Source organism: Cellulosimicrobium sp. TH-20, assembly GCF_002105775.1.
Classification (GTDB): Bacteria; Actinomycetota; Actinomycetes; order Actinomycetales; family Cellulomonadaceae; genus Cellulosimicrobium; species Cellulosimicrobium funkei.
In genome coordinates, this window is the sequence record NZ_CP020857.1 from 266,209 (window position 1) to 285,957 (window position 19,749).

Consider the following 19,749-nt stretch of genomic DNA (forward strand, 5'->3'; position numbering starts at 1 on the left):
GGGCCCGCAACGGCGCGGGCCTCACGACCTGATCCGGGGAGCCTAGGAGCGCGGGGCGGCACGGCGAGGGCTGCGGTCGTACTGGACGTTGTGGTCGATCCGGTGGTTGCGGTCGTTGTGGTCACGGCCGAGGCCCGGGTGCGGCGGACCTGGGGCACACTGGTGCGGTGGGTCGAGCAGTGTCGCTCCGGGTGCAGCTTCTCGTGCTGCAGGTCGCCATCGTGCTCCTGGTCGTGGCGTCGGCGGGGGCGGTCGCCTCGACCCTGCAGCACCGCCAGCTCCGCGACGCCTACCTCGACCGCATGACCGCGGTCGCGTTCTCCGTCGCGCGCCTGCCCGCGATCATCGACGCGTTCGACGACGACGACCCCGCCGCGACGATCCAGCCGATCGCGGAGGTCATCCGCGAGGCCTCCGACGTCACGTACGTCGTCGTCACGGACGACGAGGGCGTGCGGTACTCCCACCCCGACCCGACGCGCATCGGCGAGACGGTCTCGACCGACCCGTCGGTCCCGCTCTCCGGCGAGGTCTGGACGGGCACGCAGACCGGCACGCTGGGCGAGTCGTGGCGCGTCAAGGTCCCGGTGTTCGGGCCCGAGGGGGACGTCGTCGGGACGGCGAGCGTCGGCATCCTCGAGTCCGACCTGGCCGACGACCTCGCCGACGACCTCGGGTGGCTGCTCGCGGCCCTCAGCGTCGCGGCGGCCCTCGGCGTGGTGTGCGCGGCGTTCGTGACGCGCGCCGTGCGCCGCCGCATCTTCCGGCTCGAGCCCGAGGAGATCGGCCGGCTGCTCGAGACGCGCGACGCGATGCTCCACGGCATCTCCGAGGGCGTCGTCGCGCTCGACCGCGACGGCGCGGTCGTGCTCGTCAACGACGAGGCGCAGCGCCTCCTCGGGATCGCGGCGGCCGACGCCGTCGGGCGGCCCGCGCACGACGTCCTCGACCCGCAGCTCCTCGCGCTCGTGCCCGACGCCGCAGGGCCCGCCGACGCCGACGCGCCCGCCGCCGGGCCCGAGGAGGGCGGCGCGCTCGTCCTCGCGGGCGAGCGCGTGCTGCTCGCACGCGCCGACCGGGCCCGGGTCGCCGGACGCGCCGTCGGCACCGTGCTGCTCCTGCGCGACCACACCGAGCTGCACGCGCTCCTGCGCGACCTGGACGGCGCGCGCGGCCTCACGGACGCGCTGCGCGCGCAGTCCCACGAGTTCGCCAACAAGCTGCACGTCGTCTCGGGCCTGCTGGAGCTCGGGCAGGCCGACGAGGCCGTCGCGTTCATCGAGCGCGCCGGGCACGGCGGCCTGCTCACCGCGTCGGGCGTCGCGCCCGGCGTCCACTCCCCCGAGGTCGCGGCGCTGCTCCTGGTCAAGGCCACGACGACGCGCGAGCGCGGCTCGCGCCTCGAGGTGTCGCCGTCCGCGCACCTCGCCGCGCCCACGGGACCCGACGACGCCGCCCTGCACGGCGACGCCCTCACCGTGCTCGGCAACCTCGTCGACAACGCGGTCGACGCCGTCGGGGCCGGGGGGCGCGTCCGCGTGCTCGTGACCGACCGCGCGCCCGACGGCACCGGCCCGACGCCGGGCGACCGGGTCGTCGTCGTCGTCGAGGACGACGGGCCCGGCATCCCCGCGGGCTCCCGCGCCGACGTCTTCGCCGCCGGGTACACCACGAAGGCGGGCCCGCCGGGGCGCGGGATCGGTCTCGCGCTCGTGCGGCGCGTCGCCGCGCGGCGCGGCGGGACGGTCGAGGTGACGACCTCCGTGCTCGGCGGGGCGCGCGTCGCGGTGGCCCTCCCCGCGCAGCCCGTCGACGCCGCCGCGGGCGCCCGGGCCCGGACGCCGGAGACGGCGTCGTGACCCCCGCCGGCCGCTCCCCCGCCCCCACCGGCGCGCCCACGGCGCCGCCGGGCGACCGGCTGCGCGTCCTCGTCGTCGAGGACGACCCGACGATCGCGCGCCTGCACCGCGGCTTCGTCGAGTCGCACCCGCGCTTCGTCGTCGTGGGCGAGGCGCGCACGGCGGCCGAGGCGCTGCGCGCGTTCGCCGTGCTCGACCCGGACGTCGTGCTGCTCGACATCTACCTGCCGGACGCGACCGGGCTGCACGTGCTGCGCCAGATCCGGCGCCGGCCGTCCCCGCCCGTCGACGTCGTCGCGACGACCGCCGCGCGCGAGCTGGAGAGCGTCCGCCAGGCCATGGCGGGCGGCGTGCAGCACTACCTCGTCAAGCCGTTCACGGCCGCGGCGCTGCGCGGCCGGCTCGACGAGGTCGCCCGGCTGCGCGACTCGCTGCGCACCGCGGGCGACGAGCTCGACCAGGACGCCGTCGACCGCCTCGTGCGGCGCGGGACGCCGGACGCCGCGGCGCTGCCGAAGGGGCTGTCCGAGCGCAGCCTGCGGCTCGTCGTCGAGGCGCTCGCGGCCGCGTGCGCCGACGCGGGCGACGCGTCGGCGGGCGAGGTCGCCGCGCGGACCGGGATGTCGCGCGTGAGCGCGCGCCGCTACCTCGAGCATCTCGTCGCGACGGGGCGCGCCGACGTCGCACCCCGGTACGGCGCGGCCGGGCGACCGGAGAACGGCTACCGGCCCGCCTGACCGTCGGGGCCGCTGCGGGTCGCGCCCGCGACGCCGTACGGTGGGGCCCGTGCGCCTCGCGACCTGGAACATCAACTCCGTCCGTGCCCGCGTCGACCGCGCGGTCGCGTTCCTCGAGCGGACGGGGACCGACGTCCTCGCGCTCCAGGAGACCAAGTGCACGGACGCGCAGTTCCCCGTCGCGCCGTTCGAGGCGGCCGGGTACGAGGTCGCGCACGTCGGCGTGAACCAGTGGAACGGCGTCGCCGTCGTCTCGCGCGTGGGCCTCGACGACGTCGAGACGTCGTTCCCCGGCCAGCCCGCGTTCGGCGACACGGTGGAGGCGCGCGCGCTCGGCGCGACGTGCGGGGGCGTGCGCGTGTGGAGCCTGTACGTCCCCCACGGGCGCGAGGTCGGCGACCCGCACTACGCCTACAAGCTGCGCTGGCTCGACGAGCTGCGCGCGCAGGCCGCGGGCTGGCTCGCCACCGACCCGGCGGCGCAGGTCGCGCTCGTCGGGGACTGGAACGTCGCGCCGCTCGACACCGACGTGTGGGACGTCGCGTACTTCGCCGGGAAGACGCACGTCACCCCCGCCGAGCGGGACGCCTTCGCCGCGTTCGGCGCCGCCGGGTACACCGAGGTCACGCGTGAGGCGATCCCCGCCGAGCGCACCTACACCTACTGGGACTACCAGCGGCTGCGGTTCCCCCGGAACGAGGGCATGCGCATCGACTTCGCGTACCTGTCGCCCGCCGCCCGCGCGCGCGTCACGGGCGTGACGATCGACCGCGACGAGCGCAAGGGCAAGGGCGCGTCGGACCACGTGCCGGTCGTCGTCGACCTGGCGGACTGACCTCCGGGGCGTCCGCCGTCGGGCTCGGGCCGCGGGCCCGAGCCCCGGGTCCGGGCCGGGCGGGGCGCGTCCCCTCGCTACGGTGTGTCCATGACGACGCCACCCGTCCCTCCGTACGGGTCCCCCGACGAGCCCGCCGACCCGTACGCCCCGCGGCGTCCGCACCAGCCGCCGCTCACGCCGTACCACCCGCCCACCGAGGACGCCCCCGCCGCGCCGGACGACGGCGGGTTCGTCGCGCCGTCGGGCGCCGGAGGCGGGTACGGGAGCACGCCGGGCGGCGGGAGCGGGTACGGGAGCACGTCGGGCGCCGGCGCCCCGTACGGCGCGCCGGCCGCGCCCGCCGGGTCGCCCTACGGCCCCGGCACCCCCTACGCCCCCGGGGCGACGCCGTCGTACGGCGGGACGCCCGGGTACGCGGCGCCGCCCGGACCCGCGGCGTACCCGGCGCCCGGCTACGGGGGCTACCCGCCGCCGTACGGCGCGCCCTACGCGCCCCCGCCGCGGACCAACGGGCTCGCGCTCGCGTCCATGATCGTGTCGATCGCGAGCCTCGTGCTCTGCGCGGGCTTCCCCGGCCTCGTCGGCCTCGTGCTGGGCATCGTGGCGCTCAACCAGGTCATGCGCGACGGCACGCGCGGGCGCGGTTTCGCGGTGACCGGGATCGTCGTCGGCGCGGTCGGCACGGCGTTCGCGATGCTCGTCGTCCTCGCCGGCACGCTCGGGGACTCGGCACCGTGAGCGACGACGACCTCTTCGCCCCGCCCGGCGGCCGCGCGTCCGGGCCCTCGGGAGGCCAGCCCGTCCCGCGCCCCGCGGGAGCGCCCGGGGCCTCGGAGCCCCGCGCCGCGGACGGCGCGCCCCAGGCCGGCCCGACGCCGCACGGCCCCTCCGGTGCGGCGGCACCCGTGCCGCCGCCCGGGCCCGGCGACCGGCCCGGCTTCGCCCCGGAGACGTACTACGCGCCCGGGTGGCAGCCCGCGGCGCCCGGCGTCGAGCCGCTCGCCGTCGCGAGCGTGCCCGCGGGCGTGGTGCTCGGGCCGGTCGGGGTCGGCCTCGGCGCCGCGGCCCTGTCGCGCGTCCGCTCGCGCGGCACCCGCGGACGCGGCCTGGCCGTGGCCGGGATGGTGCTCGGCGCCGTCGTGACGCTCGGATGGGTGGTGGGCGGGATCGCCTGGTGGCAGGGCGAGCAGGCGCGCACGCCGCTCGCGGGCGACGTGGACGCGCCCCGCACGGTGAGCGCGGTGCAGCTCGTGCTGGGGACGTGCCTCGACGAGCTCCCGCCCGACGGCGAGGTGTCGCGCGTGCGCGCCGTCCCGTGCGCGGACGAGCACCGGGCGCAGGTCGTCGGCCGCACCGACCTGGGCGCGGACGAGGTCTGGCCCGGCCAGGACGCCGTGGACCGCCGCGTGGCGCGCGTGTGCACGCCCGAGACCCTCGGTCCGGATGCCCCGGAGGACGTGCGGCTCGTGGTGTGGGCACCGACCGAGGCGTCCTGGCGCGGCGGCGACCGCACCGGGCTGTGCCTGGCGAGCAGCGAGGCCCCGCTCCCGGCGGACCTGATCGGCTGACGTCGCGGGCGGACCGCGCCGTCAGCGTTCGGCGTCGGACAGCACGAGGCGTAGGTACGCGCGCAGGTCCGCGGCCATGTCGACGCGCTCGGGCCGCGGGCGGTCGAGGGACAGCAGCCACTGGACCTGGAGACCGTCCATGAGCGCGACGAGCTGGCGGGCCGCGACCTCCGGCTCGACGCCGTCGCGCAGGCCGCCCGCCCGGGCGCGGCGGGAGAGCTGCTCGCCGATGCGCGCGACCGTGGACTCGTAGCGCTCGACAAAGTACGCGTGCGCCGGGTGGTCGGGCGACGTCGCCTCGGCCGCGAGCGCCGTGAACAGCTCGACGATCGGCCGGCGCAGGGCGTTGCGCTCGACGAGCCGCACGAGCGCGTCGAAGAAGTCGGTCCCGCGCGCGAGGTCCTCCTCGAGGTCGGCGCGGTCGACGGTCTCCCGGTGGTCGAGCACCGCCTCGAGGAGCGCCGCCTTCGTCGGGAAGTGGTGGAGCAGCCCGGGGTGGGACATGCCCACGCGGGACGCGAGCTCGCGCAGCGACGCGGCGTGGAAGCCGACCTCGCCGAAGAGCACGACGGCCGCCTGGAGGATCTCCTCGCGCTTGGCGCGCCCCTTCGCGTACCCGCGGGCGGGGTCGGGCGCCGCGGCGCGGCGGGAGCCCGTGGGGTCCTGCCCGGCGCCGATGGCCGCGCTCGTCATGGCACTGCTCCGTCCGTCGTCCGACGAGGGCACACCCTACCGACCGCGGTGCGGCCCGGCGGGGTGCCCGCGCCCGGGCGGAGAAGGTTCAGGGTGCGGGGGCGAGCGTCGGGGCGGGCTCGTCGGCGCTCGACGACGGCCCGGGCACCGCCACCGACGGCCGGTCGGTGGAGGGCGTCGGCGCGGGCTCGGCCGGGGGCGTCGGGCCAGGTCCGGTGGGGTCCTCGACGTCGGGCGGCGCGGCGCGCAGGGCCTCGGCGGTCGCCGCGGTGACGGTGCCGTCGGGTGTGAGGCCGTGCGCCTTCTGGAACGACCGCAGCGCGGTGCGCGTGGCGTCGTCCATCGTCCCCGTGACGGCGACGTCGGCACCGTGCACCCGGAGCCGCTCCTGGACCCACGAGACGGACCCGGTGCCGGGGTCGGTCGTCGGGGAGGACGTCGGGGCGGGCTCGGTCGGTGCCGGGGTCGGCTCGGACGCGGTGGGAGCGGGCGCGGGCTCGGTGGTGGGCGAGGGCGCGCCGGGCGCGGCCTGCTCTCCCTGGCCGCTCGCGGACGGGCGCGGGGACGGGGCCGGGCGCGCGTCGTCGGACGTGCCGTCCGCCGCGTCGGGCGGAGGGATGCGGGTCACCTCGGGGCGGGGGGTGTCGGGGCGCGGCGTGACCGCGGGGACCGTGTCCTCGCCGTTCGCGCCGCCCTCGGCAGAGACCCCGCCGACGACGACCGCCTCGCCACCGCCCGTCGCGGCACCGACCATGCCCGCGACGGCGACGACGAGCGTCACCGCCCCGGCACCGGCGGCGACCGTGACCCACGGCGTGGCGGTGCGGCGCGCGGGCCGCTGGAGGGGGGCGGTGCGGTCCCGCTCGGCGGGTCCGGACCGGTCGTGGCGTCGGCGCACGTCGCCTCCTTCCGGGGCTGTCGAGGGGGCGGACGGCGCGACACGCTGCCCGCCGGGGCGGTCGGGTGGACGTCCACCCTGCCCCATCCCGGCTCGTGTGTCACGCCCGACGCCCTCACCTGCGGCGATACCCGCCACGGCTCCCCCGGTCCAGCGGGGCGGCGCCGCGCCTCCCACGGAGGTCGCAACGCAGGTTCCGCCCTGCGCCGCAAGACCCGGTGGGGGCCCGCGCGACAGCCTGGTAGGGCACCGCACGGGAGGCCCGTGCGGGACGCACGAGGGAGGGACCGGCATGACCACCATCCACGTCTCCGGGCTGCGCAAGGCGTACGGGGCGTTCGACGCCGTGCACGACGTGACGTTCACCGCCGCGCCGGGCCGCGTCGTCGGGCTGCTCGGCCCGAACGGCGCCGGCAAGACGACCACGCTCCACGTCCTGCTCGGGCTCGCGGCCCCGACCGCGGGCACCGCGACGTTCGACGGCCGCGCGTTCGCGGACCTGGCGCACCCGGCCCGCACCGTCGGCGCGCTGCTCGACGCGGGCGGCCTGCACCCGGGACGCACGGGGCGCGACCACCTGCGCGTGCTCGCCTCCGCCGGGCGGATCCCGGCGCGGCGCGTCGACGAGGTGCTCGCGCTCGTCGGCATGACGCCCGCCGCGGACCGCCGCGTGCGCACCTACTCGCTGGGGATGCGGCAGCGCGTCGGGATCGCGGCCGCGCTGCTCGGCGACCCGGAGGTCCTCGTCCTCGACGAGCCCGCCAACGGTCTCGACCCCGCCGGGATGCGCTGGCTGCGCGACCTCGTCCGCGCGTTCGCCGACGACGGCGGCACCGTGCTCCTCGCGAGCCACGTGCTGTCCGAGGTGCGGCAGGTCGCGGACGACCTCGTCGTCGTCGGGCAGGGGCGCGTCGTCGCGGAGGGGCCGCTCGACGAGCTGCTGCACGGGGAGTCCCTCGAGGACTTCTACCTCGACCTGACCGCCACGACCGAAGGGGTGCGCTGATGTACCGCGCCGAGATGCTCAAGCTCCGCACGACCCGCGCGACGTGGGTCGTCGCGGCCGTCGCCGTCGCCGGGATGCTCGTCGTCCAGGCCTTCACCCTGCTGCTCCCCACGATCCTGCGCAGCGCCGACGCGGCCGGCAGCGGCACGACCGTCGGGCTCCAGGCCCCGCCTGAGATGGTGGCCGAGCTCGCGCCGGACCTCGGTGCGCTCGCCGACGTCTCGCAGCCCGCGTTCCAGCGCTCGATGCTCGACCTCCTCGGCACCGGCCTCGGCGGCTCCGGCTCCGTCGGCGTCGCGACCGTGTGCATGCTCCTGCTCGGGGTGCTCGCCGTGACGACCGACTTCCGCACGGGAGGCATCGTGCCCACGGCGCTCGTCCAGCCGTCGCGGCTGCGCATCCTCGGCGCGAAGGCGGGCGCGACGGCGACCGTCGCGCTCGGCGTGGGCGTCGTCCTCGCCCTCCTGGGCGCCCTGGGCCTGCTCGTCGCGATCGTCACGACGCCGGGCGCGGGCCTCGCGCTCGGCCCCGGCGACGTCCTCGGCGTCTGGGCCCGCGGGCTCGCGGTGCTCGTCCTGCTCGCGTGGCTCGGGCTCGGCATCGGCACCCTCGTGCGCGGCCAGGTCGCGGGCGTCGTCACGGTCGCCGCGCTCGCGCTCGCCGAGCCGATCGTCCGCGGCGCGGTGACGCTCCTGTCCGGCGGCGACTCGGCCGCGGCCGAGTGGCTCCCGCTCGGGCTCGGTGCGCTCGCGTCGACCGGCGGGTCCGCCGCGACGCTCCTCGGCGGCGCGGCCCCGCTCGGCGCGCTCGCCGCCCTCGCCGGGCTCGCGGCCTGGGCCGCGCTCCTGCTCGGTGGGGGCGCCGTGAGCCTGCGGCGACGCGACCTCGTCTGACCACAGCCGGTTCGGCTCCCGACGCGACGACCTGGTCGTCCACAGGCCGGGAGCCGCACGGCGCCGTCGGCCCGCCCGCCCCGTAGGGTGGGCGGGCCCGACGGCGCACCCCGTCCCCGCACCCGTCGCCCGTTGGAGGAGGACCGTGACCGAGACCCTGCGCCGCGCGCTCGACCGGGTCGGCGTCCGCACCGACACCGGCCGCGACGCCGTGCTGGCCGGTGTCGTCGCCCTCGCGACCGTCGCGCTGTTCCTCGGCATCGAGCGCGTCCTCGCGACGGAGGTCGGCGCCACGTTCGGCGCGGGCCCGGGCGAGAGCGTGATCGGCCCGGGCGTGCGCGCGGCCGTGCTCGCGCTCGTCGTCGGCCAGGCGGCGGCGCTCGTGCTCCGCCGTCGGGCGCCGCTGCTCTGCCTCGCGCTGACGGTCGTCGCGCAGGTCGCGATCACCGCGCTCCTGCCCCCGTACGTCGGGTTCCAGGCCCCGGCGACGCTCGTCGCCGCCTACTCCGCCGGCGCGTACGCGCCCCGCCGCGCCCGCCTCGGGGCGCCGGCGCTCGCGGCGCTCGCGCAGGTCCTGCTCGTCTTCGCGCTCGGCGGTCTCGGCAACCCCGCCGGCGCCGGGCCCGCGCAGCACGCGCTCCAGGTGGGCGGCGCGCTGCTCTCGGCGGTCCTCACGTTCGTGGGCGCGGCGCTCGTCGGCTCGTACGTCGCGACGCGGCGCGAGCTCGTCGCCGAGCTGCGCGACCGCGTGGTGCGCGCCGAGCGCGAGCGCGAGGCGCTCGCCGCGCAGGCGGTGCTCGAGGAGCGTGCCCGCATGGCGCGCGAGCTGCACGACGTCGCGGCCCACCACCTCTCGGGCATCGTCGTGCAGGCGTCCGCGGCGGAACGGCTCGTCGACGCCGACCCGGAGCGCGCCAAGGAGTCGGTGCGCTGGATCCGGTCGCAGGGCCGCGAGACCCTCGACGACCTGCGCCTCGTGGTCGGCATCCTGCGCGGGCGCGACGACGAGGGCGACGAGCGCGAGGCCCCGCAGCCGACGCTCGCCGACCTCCCCGCGCTCCTCGAGACGGCGCGCGCGGCGGGCACGACGGTCACCGTCGAGACCGAGGGCGAGCCCTGGGAGCCCGCGCCCACCGCGCAGATCGCCGTCTACCGCGTGCTGCAGGAGGCGCTCGCGAACGCGCGGCGGCACGCACCCGGGCGACCGGTCGCGGTGCGGCTCGCGTGGAGCCCGGCGGCCGTCGTCGTGACCGTGCGCAACCCCGCCGGTCGCGCCGCTCCCCCGCAGGACGCGCGACCGGGCCACGGCCTCGTCGGGATGCGCGAGCGCGCGGCCGTGCTCGGCGGCACGCTCGACGCGCGGCGCACGCCCGACGGCGCGTGGCTCGTCCGGCTGACCGTCCCCCGCGCCCCCGCGCGCGACCCTCGCACCCCCGCCCAGGAGGCCTCGTGACCCGCGTCGTGCTGGTGGACGACCAGGCCGTCGTCCGCGCCGGTTTCACCGTCATCCTCGAGAGCGAGGGCCTGGAGGTCGTCGGCGAGGCGTCGAACGGCGCGGACGCCGTGCGGGTCGCGCGCCGCGAGCGCCCCGACGTCGTGTGCATGGACGTGCGCATGCCCGGCGGCGACGGCATCACGGCGACGCGCGCGCTCGCCGGGCCCGACGTCACGGACCCGGTGCCCGTCCTCGTGGTGAGCACGTTCGACCTCGACGACTACGTGTTCGGGGCGCTGGAGGCGGGGGCGAGCGGGTTCCTGCTCAAGGACGCGGAGCCGGAGGTGCTCGTGGACGCCGTCCGCCGCGTCGCGTCGGGCGACGGCCTCGTGGACCAGTCGCTCACGCGCCGCGTGCTCGGCGAGTTCGCGCGGCGTCGTGCCCCGGTGTCGCGGGACGACGACGCGGCCGCGCTCCTCACGCCCCGCGAGCTCGACATCGTGGCGCTGCTGTGCCGGGGGTCGTCGAACGCGGAGATCGCGACGGCGCTGTTCCTCGAGCCGAGCACCGTGAAGTCGCACCTGAGCCGGGCCATGACGAAGACGGGCGCGCGCGACCGCGTGCAGCTCGTCGTGTGGGCGTTCCGGCACGGGATCGTCGACCCGGCCGCCTGACCTCAGCGCACGGGCCGCGGGACCGCGAACCGGGCGTGCACCGGCGCGGCGACGTGCACGAGCGGCGGGTCCGCGGGCGGCAGCCCGAGGCGGTCGAGCAGGTCGGTGTCGAGGGCGTCGAGGGTGCCGCGCCGCAGGGTCCACGGCTCGTGCACCACGGGGAAACGCCACAGCCGCCCGGCCCGAGCGCCGTACGCGGACCACCGTGCTGTGAGCCACCGCACGAGGCCCGACGACGCGTCCACCTCCTCGTGCGCGCGCACCTCGGCGTGCAGGGAGAGACCGCGCAGGCCCGCGTGCCCGTGGGGCACGCGCAGGGGCCCGCGGCCCGCCGAGCGGAACCGGTAGCGCACCGCCGACGGCGGCCCCGCCCGGTCGTCGCGTGCGTGCACCGCCGCGCGGGCCGGGTGGTACGGGACGCCTGCCGCGCGGGTCGCGGCGACGAACGCGCGCGACGTCGCCCACAGACCGAGGAACCACACGCCCTCGGTGCCCGCGCGGTCGCGCACGTACACGCGGACGTTGAGCTCGGGGAACGTCGACCACGCGCCCAGGGCGGGCAGCGGCGGGACGCGGACGCCCGCCATCCGGAACGGGACCACCCCGAGCCACGTCGTCCCGTCCACCTGCTGCACGGTGAGGCCGGGCGGGAGCCAGCCCTGCACGACGGCCGGGTCGACGGGCCAGTGCAGGAACGTCAGGGCCTCCCAGCGCTGGGCGTTCACCACCACCCGTGGCCGCCCGTGCGGCGACGCGCCGGGTGCGCGCACGCCCGGATGCTCGGGCGGTCGTGGGGTCATGGCCCTACGGTGCTCCCCCGGGCGCACCCTCGCACGAGGTCGGCGCACCGGTCGGCGCGCCGGTCAGAACACCTGGTACAGCGCACCCTGGACGAGCCCGCTCACGATGCCGAACAGCGCCGACGCGCCGAGCGCCGTGCCGGCCGCCGCGAGCCCGGTGCCCGGCTGACGCCGCACGAGCGCGACGGTGCCGGTGACGGTCGCGACGAGCGCGAGCAGGCCCGTCAGCGTGCCGCGCGCGAACTGGAGCAGGCCCACCGCCGTGGGGTCGTACCCCGACGACAGCACGAGCGGGAGCGCCAGCGACGCCACCCCGCCGACGAGCACGGTCACGACACCGGCGACGAACGCCGTGACCGCCAGCGGGGAGCGGCGCGCGGGGACGGGGGGCGAGGTGCCGTACGCGGCGGGCGGCGACCACGTCTCGGGGCCGGGCTGGGGAGCGCTCATGCGCACATCGTGCCCGAGGAGCGGCACCGGCGACAGGGCCGTCCGGGGGCCGCGCCGCCGGAACCGGTGCTCAGCGGTGGCCCGGCGCGCCGCGCCGGAGGTCCTGGGACTCCTCCGGGTGGTAGACGCACACGTGCAGGGCCCGGGGCCGCACGCTGATGTCGAGGCGCTCGTCCGGCTCGATGACGTCGCCGTCGAGCTGGCGGGGCTGCGGCCGGTCGGACACGACGGACACCTCGCGCCCCCGCACGACCTCGCGGCTCGGCACCCGGCTCTTGCCGCGCACCACGCCCCACAGGAGCTGGAACCAGTGCCGCACGTTGCGCGGCGCGATGATCGCGACCTCGAGCCGGCCGTTGTCGGGCTCGGCGTCCGGGAGGAGGTTCGTCCCCGCCTGGAGCCGCCCGACGTTCCCGACCACGACGGTGCGCGCGCGGCGCCGGCGCGTCCGCCCGTCGACGGTGACCTCGACGTGCATCTCGTCGTCGGCCAGGTGCTTGAGCGCGGAGAAGACGTACGCGATCGAGCCCGCGCGGGCCTTGAGCGCCGTCGGCGCATCCTGCATCATCGCGGCGTCGAGGCCCATGCCGGCCATGATCGCGAACGTCTGGCCGTCGGCCACCCCGACGTCGATGGTGCGCCGGCCGCCGCGCAGCACGAGCCGGATGCCCTCCTCGGCGTCCGACGGGACACCGAGGTTCACCGCGAGCAGGTTCCCCGTGCCGCCCGGCAGGATCGCGAGCGCGGCGTCGGTGCCCGCGAGCCCCTCGACGACGGCACGGACCGTGCCGTCGCCGCCGCTCACGAAGACCACCTCGGCGCCGTCCTCGACGGCCTGACGCGCCTGCCCCGTCCCCGGGTCCTCGGCCGTCGTCTCGAGCCATGCGGGCTCGGGCCACCCGGCGCCCGTGAGGCGCGTGACGATGAGCTCGCGCAGCGCGTCCAGCCCTTCGACACGGTTCGGGTTGACGATGACCGCGGAGCGGCGCGGGACGTCGTCGGGCCGCCGCTGCGGGGCGGTGGTCGCGGAAGAGGTCGTCTCGTCGGTCGGCACGGACCGAGTATGTCCCGGTCGCCGCGACGACGCGCGGCCGGTGGGCCGACCGTTCCGGACGACACCGCGGCCCGTGCCGCGCCCGCCCGCGGGGGGCAGGACGCGGCACGGGCCGGCGGTCGGGTCAGGCCGTGAGGATCTCCGTGCCGAGGGCGAGGCCGTCACCCTCGGGGTCGCGGTCGACCCGCACGACGTCGCCGTCGGCCACGTCGCCCGAGAGCAGCATCCGCGCGAGGCGGTCGCCGATCTCGCGCTGCACGAGGCGGCGCAGCGGGCGCGCCCCGTACGCCGGGTCGAAACCCTCGAGCGCGAGCCACTCGCGGGCGGCGGTCGTCACGTCGAGCGTGATGCGCCGGTCCGCGAGGCGCCGGCCGAGCGCGGCGACCTGGATGTCGACGATCCGGCCCAGCTCCTCGATCGTCAGCGGCTCGAACACGATGACGTCGTCGAGCCGGTTGAGGAACTCCGGCTTGAAGGACGCGCGCACCGTGCTCATCACGGCCTCGCGCTTCTCCGCGTCGTCGAGCATCGGGTCGACGAGGAACTGCGAGCCGAGGTTCGACGTCAGCACGAGGATGACGTTGCGGAAGTCGACCGTGCGGCCCTGGCCGTCGGTGAGACGGCCGTCGTCGAGCACCTGCAGCAGGATGTCGAAGACCTCGGGGTGCGCCTTCTCGACCTCGTCGAGCAGCACGACCGAGTACGGCCGACGCCGGACGGCCTCGGTGAGCTGGCCGCCCTCCTCGTAGCCGACGTACCCCGGGGGCGCGCCGACGAGCCGGGCGACCGAGTGCTTCTCGGAGTACTCGGACATGTCGATGCGCACCATGGCGCGCTCGTCGTCGAAGAGGAAGTCGGCGAGCGACTTCGCGAGCTCCGTCTTGCCGACGCCCGTGGGGCCGAGGAAGAGGAACGAGCCCGTGGGGCGGTCCGGGTCGGCGACGCCCGCGCGCGAGCGGCGGACGGCGTCGGACACCGAGCGGACGGCGGCCTGCTGGCCGATGAGGCGCTCCCCGATGACCTCCTCCATGTGCAGGAGCTTCTCGCTCTCGCCCTGGAGCATGCGGCCGGCGGGGATGCCCGTCCACGCGGACACGACCTCCGCGATCTCGTCGGCGCCGACCTTGTCCGCGATCATCGGCGCGGCCTCGGGGCCGGACGCGGCGAACGCGTCGTCGGCCTGCTCGGCCGCCTCGGCCTCGTCGAGCTCGCGCTGCACCTGCGGGATCTCGCCGTACTGCAGCCGGCCCGCGGTCTCGAGGTCGCCCTCGCGGATCGCGCGCTCGACCTGGACGCGCAGCTCGTCGAGCTTGGCGCGCAGGTCGCCGACGCGGTTGTGGCCCGCCTTCTCGGCCTCCCACCGCGCGGTGAGCGCGGCGAGCTCCTCACGACGGTCCGCGAGGTCGGCGCGCAGCTTCTCGAGCCGTTCGAGCGACGCGGGGTCGGTCGACTCGGACAGCACGACCTCCTCCATCTCGAGGCGCGTGACGGCGCGCTGCAGCTCGTCGATCTCGATCGGCGAGGAGTCGAGCTCCATGCGGAGCCGCGACGCCGCCTCGTCGACGAGGTCGATCGCCTTGTCCGGGAGCTGGCGGCCGGTGATGTACCGGTCGGAGAGCGACGCCGCCGCGACGAGCGCCGAGTCGGCGATCGTCACCTTGTGGTGCGCCTCGTACCGCTCCTTGAGGCCGCGCAGGATCGCGACCGTGTCCTCGACGGAGGGCTCCCCGACGAACACCTGCTGGAACCGGCGCTCGAGCGCGGGGTCCTTCTCGATGTACTCGCGGTACTCGTCGAGCGTGGTCGCGCCGACGAGGCGCAGCTCGCCGCGCGCGAGCATGGGCTTGAGCATGTTGCCCGCGTCCATGGCGCCCTCGCCGCCCGCGCCCGCCCCGACGACCGTGTGCAGCTCGTCGATGAACGTGACGACCTCGCCGTCGGAGGACTTGATCTCCTCCAGGACGGCCTTGAGGCGCTCCTCGAACTCGCCGCGGTACTTCGCGCCCGCGACCATGCTCGCGAGGTCGAGCGACACGAGGCGCTTGCCCTGGAGCGACGTCGGGACGTCGCCCGCGACGATGCGCTGCGCGAGGCCCTCGACGACGGCCGTCTTGCCGACGCCCGGCTCGCCGATGAGCACCGGGTTGTTCTTGGTGCGGCGGCTGAGCACCTGCACGACGCGCCGGATCTCGGAGTCGCGCCCGATGACGGGGTCGAGCTTGCCCTCGGCCGCGCGCGCCGTGAGGTCGGTCCCGTACTGCTCGAGCGCCTTGTAGGTGCCCTCGGGGTTGGGGCTCGTCACGCGCGCGCTGCCCCGGACGGCGGGCAGCGCGGAGCGCAGGGCCTCGGCCGTGGCACCGGCCTGCTGGAGGATCGTCGCGGCCTGCGACGACCCGGCCGCGATCCCGAGGAGCAGGTGCTCCGTCGAGACGTACTCGTCGCCGAGCGCCTGGGCCTCCTTCGCGGCGGCGTCGAGCGCCGCGGACGTGGCACGCGACGGCGTCGGCTGCGCGACGGCCGAGCCGCTCGCGGTGGGCAGCGCGACGAGCGCCGCGCGCACCTTCTGCCCGACGGCCTGCTTGTCCGCGCCGACGGCGTCCAGGAGCCCGACGGCGACACCGCCCTCCTGCGTGAGCAGCGCGGCCAGGAGGTGGGTCGGCTCGAGCTGCGGGTTGCCGGCGGCCGACGCGGTCTGGATCGCCTCGCCGATCGCCTGCTGCGACATCGTGGTGAACTTCGTTTCCATAGGTGCTCCGATGTGATGCCTCGAAAATCTGGTCTGACCAGTGGAACGACTCCTAAGTTGAGTGTATTCCGCTCAACTTCGTTCGGCACTCCCGGACGACCGCTCGCCGTCCTCGCACGCCCTCGGAGCGGATGAAGTCCGGCCGCATTCCGTCTCAAAACGGCATCGACCCTCGCCCCGGGCGACGATCCGCGACATGCTGGGCGGGTGAACTCCTCACCCTTGCGCAGACGACTCGGCCTCGGTGCCCTCCTCGCCACCCTCGCACTGTTCCTCACGGGGTGCATGAGGATGGACATGGCCATCACCCTCAACGAGGACGACACGTTCGACGGCAGCGTCGTCATGGCGTTCTCGGACGAGGTCGCCGAGTCCATGGGCTCGGACCCCCAGGAGCTCTGGGACCAGATGGGCTCCGAGATGGAGTCCGAGATGCCGGAGGGCGCGACGCAGGAGCCGTACGCGCAGGACGGCTACACCGGCACCAAGATCACCTACGCCGACCAGCCGATCGCGCAGCTCGATACCGGCGCCGCCGACTCGATCTCCGTCACCCGCGAGGGCGACGACTACGTCGTGAGCGGCTCGATGGACATGACGGGCGAGGAGTTCAACCCGGACACGGGTGACGCGGCGACCGACGAGATGTCGCGGCAGATGATGGAGGGTCTCGACATCAAGATCGCCATCACGTTCCCCGGCGAGGTGGCGGAGTCCAACGGTGAGGTCGACGGCAACACCGTGACGTGGACGCCGGTGGTCGGCGAGGTCAACGAGATGACGGCGCGCGGCTCGGCCGTGCCCGGCGGCTCCGCGGGCTCGGGGACGGACGAGGGCACGGACGAGGGGACCGACGACGGCGCGACCGCGCCCGACGCCGAGAGCTCCGACGGGTCCGGCTCGTCGGCGTGGATCTGGTTCCTGGTCGGCGGCCTCGTGCTGCTCGGCATCATCGGCCTCGTGCTGTGGCTCGTGCTCCGCTCCAAGCCCGGCACGCAGGACGGCCAGGGCACCGGCTTCCCGCAGGGCGGGTACCCCGGCCAGCCCGGACAGCAGGGCGTCTACGGCGCGCCGGGCCAGTACCCGGGCCAGCCCGGCCAGCAGGGTCAGTACCCCGGCCAGCAGCCGTACCCGGGCCAGCAGGGCCAGTACCCCGGGCAGGGCCAGCAGGGCCAGTACCCCGGCCAGTACGGCCAGCCCGGCGCGCACCCCGGCCAGCAGGGCCAGTACCCGGGCCAGCCCGGTCAGCCGCAGGGCTACGGGACGCCGTCCGGCCCGGGTCAGCAGGGTGGCCCGTACGGCGGCCAGCCGCCGGCACCGCCGCAGCAGGGCGGCTACCCGGGCGCCGCGCCGTTCGCGCCCCCCGGCGCGCCGCACCCGCAGTCGTCCCCGACGACGCCGCTGCCCGCCCAGCCGCCCGTCCCGCCGGGCGCGACCCAGCCGCTGCCGCCGCACCAGCCGCCGGCACCGACCCAGCCGCTCCCGCCGCAGCCGGGCCCCGCGGGCCAGGACGGCCCGGGCGCGCAGGCCGGTCCCGACGACGAGATCGACGACGCGACGCGCCTGCGCCCGCCGACCGACTGAGCGGTCCGCACCCCGCACGACATGACGGCCCGCCCCGGGAGACCGGGGCGGGCCGTCGTGCGTCCGGGACCGCTCAGGACTCGACGGTGACCTCGAGGACGTCACCGACGGCGTCGAGCCGCACCGCGGGCCAGTAGCCGTCGAGGAAGTGCTCGCCGCACGTGTCGGCGAGGTGCACGACGACGCTCCCGTCCTCGTGCCGCTCCACGAGCTCGACGACGAGGTCGTCGTGCGCCGCGGCGAGCTCGTCGGGCGTCGGATCCCCCTCGCTGAAGCGGCGCACGACGGCCTCGACCGCGCGGCGCGCGAGCCGCGGGCCGAGGGCGTCGTCCCACAGCGCCTCCGCGGGCACGTAGGCGAGCGCCTCGGCGCCGAGCGCGGGGTCGACCTCCGCGAGCGTCGCGGGGCGCCACGACGGGTCGCGGTCCTTGTCGACCACCTGCGCGCGGATCCCCTCGACGAGGTCGGGCTGCGTGTCGACGAACCAGCAGACGAGCCCGTACTCCTGGGCGAGCGCCGCGCGGAGGTCGGGCAGGTCGCGCGCGCTGCGGACGGCCGCGAGCGCGACGGTGACCGCGGTGGGCGACAGCCGTTCGAGCTCGTCCGCCTCCGCACCCGCGCGCTCGTCGCCGTCGGCGGCCGCCGCGCGCAGCCGGGCCACGATCTCCGGCACCGTGCCCGCCGCGTACGCGGCGTCGATCGCGGCGCGGCGCGCGACGAGCCCGGACACCGGCGCCGGGAGGGCGTGCCGCCGCACGACGTCGCGCACGGCCTCGACGTCGAGCGGGTCGACGCCCGCGCTCGCGAGCGCGGCGAGGTCCGCGCCGAGCACGGGCAGCCGCTCGCTCGGCACGTAGTGGTCGGCGAACCCGGCGTGGATCGCGTCGGCGGCGTCCATCGTCACCGCGCCGAGCGCGAGCATCTCCCCCAGCCGCCCGGGCGTGCGGGCGAGGAGCCACGACCCGCCGACGTCGGGCGTGAAGCCGATCCGCGTCTCGGGCATCGCGACGCGCGAGCGCTCGGTGACGACGCGGACCGGCGCGTGGGCCGCGAGGCCGACGCCGCCGCCCATGGTGATGCCGTCCATGATCGTCACGACGGGCACGGGCAGCTCCGCGAGCGCCGCGTCGACCGCGTACTCGCGCCGGAAGTACCGGCGCGCGTCGGCCTGCCGCCCGGCGACGACCGACGCGTGCAGCTCGCGGATGTCGCCGCCCGCGCACAGGCCGCGGTCGCCCGCGCCGTCGAGCAGCACGAGCCGCACGGTCGGGTCGACGCGCCACTCGTCCAGCACGTCGGCGATCTCGCCGAGCATCGAGTACCCGAGCGCGTTGAGCGCGCGGGGCCGGTCCAGGGTGAGGTGCCCGACGCCGTCGTCGACGCGGGCGAGGATCTCGCTCGTCATCCGCGTCACGCTACCGCCCGTCGGCGGCCGCGGGAACGCACGACGTGGGACCCTGGCACGGCAGAGGGGTCGGGCCGGCGGTGCCGGGAGCAGCGAGGAGGCGGCGGTGGACGAGGCGACGCGGACGGACGGGACCTGGCGGCCCGACGTGCTGGGCGGGGACTGGGTCGCGCGCGACCTCGACCTCCCGGACGGCGCGGTGGCGACCCTGGTGCGGCGCGACGCCGCGGCCCCCGCGGGCGACCGGCCCGCGGTCCTCTACGTGCACGGGTTCATCGACTACTTCTTCCAGACGCACGTCGCGGAGGCGGTCGAGGCGCGCGGGTACCGGTTCTACGCCGTCGACCTGCGCGGCTACGGGCGCTCGATCGGCCGCGGCTCGGGCGCGCCGTCCCGGCCCGACGACGACCCGAACTTCGTCACCGACCTCGCCGTCTACGCGCAGGACCTCGACGCGGCGGCGCGCGCGGTGCGCGCCGAGGGGCACGACCGGCTCGTGGTGCTCGGCCACTCGACCGGCGGTCTCCTCGCGAGCCTGTGGGCCGACGCGCGGCCCGGCCGGCTCGCGGCGCTCGTGCTCAACAGCCCGTGGTTCGACCTCAACAAGCCGTGGCTGTTCCGCGGCCCGGTGACGTGGGTGGTCGACGTCGTCGGGCGGGTCGCGCCGCGGCTCGTCGTGGGCGCGCTCGACCCGCACTGGGCGGAGGCGCTGCACGCGAGCACGGGCGGCGAGTGGGACTTCGACCTCGCGTGGAAGCCGATCGAGGGGTTCCCGGTGCGCGCCGGGTTCCTGCGGGCGGTGCGCCGGGGCCACGCCCGCGTCGCGCGCGGGCTGCACGTCGACTGCCCGGTGCTCGTGCTCGCGTCCGCGCGCAGCGGCCCGGCGTCGGGCTGGCACGACGCCCTGCTCACGACGGACAGCGTGCTCGACGTCGGGCACATCACGTCGCGCGCCGAGCGGCTGGGCAACGACGTCACGGTCGTCACGGTCGAGGGTGGCGCGCACGACCTCGCGCTCTCCCCCGAGCCCGCCCGGTCGACGTACCTGCGCGAGGTCCTCGACTGGCTCGACGCGCGGGTCTGACGCCGCCCCACCGTCGTGTCCGAAT

18 protein-coding genes are annotated in these 19,749 nt (G+C 76.9%); 11 read left to right on the forward strand and 7 right to left on the reverse strand.

From position 1 onward, the window contains the following. Nucleotides 1–167: 167 nt before the first annotated feature. The 5 genes from B8281_RS01185 to B8281_RS01205 all read left to right on the forward strand — a co-directional run bounded on the left by B8281_RS01185 (nucleotide 168) and on the right by B8281_RS01205 (nucleotide 5,002). Complete coding sequence (locus B8281_RS01185) at nucleotides 168–1,859, forward strand: sensor histidine kinase (protein ID WP_232322635.1); 1,692 nt, start codon at nucleotides 168–170, stop codon at nucleotides 1,857–1,859. Next, nucleotides 1,856–2,596 carry a response regulator gene (locus B8281_RS01190; protein WP_085386645.1) on the forward strand — a complete coding sequence of 247 codons (741 nt, stop codon included), beginning with the start codon at nucleotides 1,856–1,858 and terminating at the stop codon, nucleotides 2,594–2,596. Before B8281_RS01185 ends, B8281_RS01190 begins: the two co-directional genes overlap by 4 nt. A gap of 49 nt (nucleotides 2,597–2,645) precedes the next feature. After that, the gene (locus B8281_RS01195) at nucleotides 2,646–3,431 is read left to right on the forward strand and encodes an exodeoxyribonuclease III (protein WP_085386646.1); all 786 of its coding nucleotides are present in this window, start codon (nucleotides 2,646–2,648) and stop codon (nucleotides 3,429–3,431) included. A gap of 90 nt (nucleotides 3,432–3,521) precedes the next feature. After that, entirely contained in the window at nucleotides 3,522–4,172 is a 651-nt protein-coding gene (locus B8281_RS01200; RefSeq protein ID WP_085386647.1) for a DUF4190 domain-containing protein, read from the forward strand. Beyond that, nucleotides 4,169–5,002 (forward strand): DUF4190 domain-containing protein, encoded by an 834-nt coding sequence (locus B8281_RS01205; RefSeq protein ID WP_232322636.1) that lies wholly within the window; start codon nucleotides 4,169–4,171, stop codon nucleotides 5,000–5,002. Before B8281_RS01200 ends, B8281_RS01205 begins: the two co-directional genes overlap by 4 nt. Nucleotides 5,003–5,023: 21 nt before the next feature. Here the strand turns inward: B8281_RS01205 and B8281_RS01210 are convergent, their stop codons facing one another. Together B8281_RS01210 and B8281_RS01215 are read right to left on the reverse strand one after the other, a co-directional pair. Further along, on the reverse strand, nucleotides 5,024–5,695 hold the full coding sequence (locus tag B8281_RS01210; RefSeq protein WP_083711273.1) for a TetR/AcrR family transcriptional regulator: 672 nt from the start codon (nucleotides 5,693–5,695) through the stop codon (nucleotides 5,024–5,026). Between the two features lie 88 nt (nucleotides 5,696–5,783). Next, entirely contained in the window at nucleotides 5,784–6,593 is an 810-nt protein-coding gene (locus B8281_RS01215; RefSeq protein ID WP_085386648.1) for a peptidoglycan-binding protein, read from the reverse strand. A 292-nt stretch (nucleotides 6,594–6,885) separates the two neighbouring features. Between B8281_RS01215 and B8281_RS01220 the strand changes: the two genes are divergently transcribed. From B8281_RS01220 to B8281_RS01235, 4 genes are all read left to right on the forward strand, one after another. Next, nucleotides 6,886–7,599 (forward strand): ABC transporter ATP-binding protein, encoded by a 714-nt coding sequence (locus B8281_RS01220; RefSeq protein ID WP_085386649.1) that lies wholly within the window; start codon nucleotides 6,886–6,888, stop codon nucleotides 7,597–7,599. Further along, a complete protein-coding gene (locus B8281_RS01225; protein WP_085386650.1) occupies nucleotides 7,599–8,492 on the forward strand; it encodes a hypothetical protein in 894 nt (297 codons plus the stop codon). The genes B8281_RS01220 and B8281_RS01225 overlap by 1 nt, the downstream gene beginning before the upstream one ends. A gap of 145 nt (nucleotides 8,493–8,637) precedes the next feature. After that, nucleotides 8,638–9,945, forward strand: coding sequence for a sensor histidine kinase (locus tag B8281_RS01230; RefSeq protein ID WP_051028414.1), 1,308 nt, complete (start codon nucleotides 8,638–8,640; stop codon nucleotides 9,943–9,945). Then, the gene (locus B8281_RS01235; RefSeq protein ID WP_085386651.1) at nucleotides 9,942–10,601 is read left to right on the forward strand and encodes a response regulator transcription factor; all 660 of its coding nucleotides are present in this window, start codon (nucleotides 9,942–9,944) and stop codon (nucleotides 10,599–10,601) included. The genes B8281_RS01230 and B8281_RS01235 overlap by 4 nt, the downstream gene beginning before the upstream one ends. A gap of 2 nt (nucleotides 10,602–10,603) precedes the next feature. Here B8281_RS01235 and B8281_RS01240 read toward each other — a convergent pair whose 3' ends face one another. The 4 genes from B8281_RS01240 to clpB form a co-directional block, all read right to left on the reverse strand. Next, nucleotides 10,604–11,401, reverse strand: coding sequence for a YqjF family protein (locus B8281_RS01240; RefSeq protein WP_085386652.1), 798 nt, complete (start codon nucleotides 11,399–11,401; stop codon nucleotides 10,604–10,606). 63 nt (nucleotides 11,402–11,464) lie between these two features. Continuing rightward, nucleotides 11,465–11,851, reverse strand: a complete 387-nt coding sequence (locus B8281_RS01245) for a hypothetical protein (protein WP_085386653.1) — start codon at nucleotides 11,849–11,851, stop codon at nucleotides 11,465–11,467. 70 nt (nucleotides 11,852–11,921) lie between these two features. Continuing rightward, nucleotides 11,922–12,905 (reverse strand): diacylglycerol kinase family protein, encoded by a 984-nt coding sequence (locus B8281_RS01250; RefSeq protein WP_085386654.1) that lies wholly within the window; start codon nucleotides 12,903–12,905, stop codon nucleotides 11,922–11,924. Nucleotides 12,906–13,029: 124 nt separating this feature from the next. Next, nucleotides 13,030–15,651, reverse strand: a complete 2,622-nt coding sequence (gene clpB / locus B8281_RS01255; RefSeq protein ID WP_085386655.1) for an ATP-dependent chaperone ClpB — start codon at nucleotides 15,649–15,651, stop codon at nucleotides 13,030–13,032. Between the two features lie 297 nt (nucleotides 15,652–15,948). On the opposite strand from clpB, the gene B8281_RS19380 reads away from it, so the two are divergent. Then, the gene (locus tag B8281_RS19380; RefSeq protein WP_198163106.1) at nucleotides 15,949–17,235 is read left to right on the forward strand and encodes a hypothetical protein; all 1,287 of its coding nucleotides are present in this window, start codon (nucleotides 15,949–15,951) and stop codon (nucleotides 17,233–17,235) included. 73 nt (nucleotides 17,236–17,308) lie between these two features. Here B8281_RS19380 and B8281_RS01265 read toward each other — a convergent pair whose 3' ends face one another. After that, nucleotides 17,309–18,640, reverse strand: coding sequence for an enoyl-CoA hydratase/isomerase family protein (locus B8281_RS01265; protein ID WP_085388549.1), 1,332 nt, complete (start codon nucleotides 18,638–18,640; stop codon nucleotides 17,309–17,311). 106 nt (nucleotides 18,641–18,746) lie between these two features. On the opposite strand from B8281_RS01265, the gene B8281_RS01270 reads away from it, so the two are divergent. Next, entirely contained in the window at nucleotides 18,747–19,724 is a 978-nt protein-coding gene (locus B8281_RS01270) for an alpha/beta hydrolase (RefSeq protein ID WP_085386656.1), read from the forward strand. Nucleotides 19,725–19,749: the final 25 nt, after the last annotated feature.

Bases quoted from the DNA above. Each gene is read 5' to 3' on its own strand.
- B8281_RS01245 (WP_085386653.1), bottom strand. From the start codon at position 11,851: ATGAGCGCTCCCCAGCCCGGCCCCGAGACGTGGTCGCCGCCCGCCGCG.
- B8281_RS19380 (WP_198163106.1), top strand. From the start codon at position 15,949: ATGGCCATCACCCTCAACGAGGACGACACGTTCGACGGCAGCGTCGTC.
- B8281_RS01265 (WP_085388549.1), bottom strand. From the start codon at position 18,640: ATGACGAGCGAGATCCTCGCCCGCGTCGACGACGGCGTCGGGCACCTC.
- B8281_RS01210 (WP_083711273.1), bottom strand. From the start codon at position 5,695: ATGACGAGCGCGGCCATCGGCGCCGGGCAGGACCCCACGGGCTCCCGC.
- B8281_RS01240 (WP_085386652.1), bottom strand. From the start codon at position 11,401: ATGACCCCACGACCGCCCGAGCATCCGGGCGTGCGCGCACCCGGCGCG.
- B8281_RS01200 (WP_085386647.1), top strand. From the start codon at position 3,522: ATGACGACGCCACCCGTCCCTCCGTACGGGTCCCCCGACGAGCCCGCC.
- B8281_RS01225 (WP_085386650.1), top strand. From the start codon at position 7,599: ATGTACCGCGCCGAGATGCTCAAGCTCCGCACGACCCGCGCGACGTGG.
- clpB (WP_085386655.1), bottom strand. From the start codon at position 15,651: ATGGAAACGAAGTTCACCACGATGTCGCAGCAGGCGATCGGCGAGGCG.
- B8281_RS01220 (WP_085386649.1), top strand. From the start codon at position 6,886: ATGACCACCATCCACGTCTCCGGGCTGCGCAAGGCGTACGGGGCGTTC.